The organism is Pseudomonadota bacterium, from assembly GCA_010028905.1.
GTDB lineage: Bacteria > Vulcanimicrobiota > Xenobia > RGZZ01 > RGZZ01 > RGZZ01.
Genome location: RGZZ01000715.1, coordinates 1 through 1,824, shown reverse-complemented (window position 1 = coordinate 1,824; position 1,824 = coordinate 1). Strand labels below are relative to the sequence as shown.

3 protein-coding genes are annotated in these 1,824 nt (G+C 66.7%); all 3 read left to right on the top strand.

From position 1 onward, the window contains the following. On the top strand, window positions 1–299 hold a 299-nt coding region (locus EB084_24640; GenBank protein ID NDD31452.1), incomplete at its 5' end, for an isopropylmalate/homocitrate/citramalate synthase. Continuing rightward, on the top strand, window positions 299–937 hold the full coding sequence (locus tag EB084_24635; protein NDD31451.1) for a GNAT family N-acetyltransferase: 639 nt from the start codon (window positions 299–301) through the stop codon (window positions 935–937). The genes EB084_24640 and EB084_24635, both read left to right, overlap by 1 nt. Continuing rightward, on the top strand, window positions 934–1,818 hold the full coding sequence (locus tag EB084_24630; GenBank protein ID NDD31450.1) for an amidohydrolase: 885 nt from the start codon (window positions 934–936) through the stop codon (window positions 1,816–1,818). The genes EB084_24635 and EB084_24630 overlap by 4 nt, the downstream gene beginning before the upstream one ends. Window positions 1,819–1,824 lie beyond the last annotated feature (6 nt).

The following is a 1,824-nucleotide window of genomic DNA, read 5'->3' as shown; positions in this document are numbered from 1 at the left end:
ACCAGGGGGGCAGCGAGCACGGCATTCAGGCGTTCGGCGCGTTCATGCACCGCATGAACCGCCACTACCGCGAGCAGGCGGTCGACCTCATGATCATGACCAGCAGCGACGGCGCCCGCGCTGCTGCCGAGCTCGTCATCGAGGGTGAGTACCTCGTCACCGACGAGGGGCTGCCTGAGGCGCGAGGGCAGCGCTACCGCCTGCCCGTGGGGGCGTTCTTCACGGTGCACGACGGCAGGGTGGCGCGCATCACCAACTACTACAACCTTCAAGACTGGATCGCCCAGGTGAGTCGCTGATGGCGTTGCGCGAGACGCTGGGCAGCGGCCTCACCCTGCTCACCTTTGGCGGGCAGGAGCCCGAGCTCGCGCGCTACCTGCCCGAGCTGGCACGGCTTCGAATCACGGTGTTCCGAGATTTCCCCTACCTCTACGACGGTAGCCTCGCATACGAGCAGCGCTACCTGCAGACCTACGCCGACTGCGCCGAGAGCATCGTGGCCCTTGTGCTCGACGGCGATACCGCTGTGGGGGCGTCGACCGGGCTCCCCCTCGACGCCGAGACGCCTGACTTCACGCAGCCGTTCGTCAACGCGGGTCACGACCCCGCCCGCTACTTCTACTGCGCGGAGTCGGTGCTGCTGCCCGCGCATCGAGGGCGTGGCGTGTATCCGCACCTCTTCCGCGCCCGAGAAGACCATGCGCGGCGCCTCGGGCGCTTCGATGCGAGCACGTTCTGCTGCGTGCAGCGGCCGCCCGATCATCCGCGCCGCCCCTTGGGATACAGACCCCTCGATGTGGTGTGGCGCCGCCAGGGCTACGCCGAGCAACCGATGCTGCGCACCACCTTCGCCTGGAAAGATCTCGATGACGATGAAGAGACGCCGAAGCCCATGGTCTTCTGGGTGAAATCGCTGCGCACCGAGGTGAACGCATGAGTCGCGTGCGCGTAGCCGCCGCCCAGTATGATGTGGGCTTTCATGCCTCATTCGATGCCTACGCGCAGAAGGTGCGTCGCTGGGTGGCGGAAGCGGCGACCCAGGGCGCGGGGCTGCTCGTGTTTCCCGAGTACTTCAGCATGGAGCTGGTGTCGCTCTTCCCCGAATCGGTGCGTACGTCGCTGTCTTATCAGCTCGACGCGCTGCAGAGCGTCCTGCCCGACTTTCTCGATCTGTTCAGGTCGCTCGCCCGCGAACACGGCGTGTACATCGTGGCCGGATCGTACCCCGTGCGCGTGTCCGGCGAGCACTACCGCAACCGCGCCTACCTGCTCAGCTCTGATGGCACGGTGCGCCATCAAGACAAGATCCAGATGACACGGTTCGAGAACGAGGCGTGGGGCATCAGCCCTGGCGACACGCTCGAGGTCTTCGAGACCTCGTTCGGGTGTCTGGGCATCGCTATCTGCTACGACAGCGAGTTTCCCCTGCTGGCCCGACGCCAGGTCGAGGCGGGCGCCACGCTCATCGCGGTGCCCAGCTGCACCGACACCCGCTCTGGCTACTGGCGGGTGCGCATCGGCTGCCAGGCGCGGGCTCTCGAGAACCAGTGCTACGTGGTGCAGGCGCCCCTTGTGGGCACCGCCGAGTGGTCTCCCGCGGTCGACGTGAGCACGGGAAAGGCGGGGGTGTATACACCCGTCGACATCGGCTTCCCGGAAGACGGGGTGCTGGCCTCGGGAACCTTCGACCTGCCCCAGTGGGTGTATGCTGACGTCGATCTGGCTGAGGTTGCGCGGGTGCGGGCGTCGGGTCAGGTGTTCAACCATCGCGATTGGGACGGGCAGCACCGCGCCGCCCGCTGTGCCTATGATAGGTGAGACACC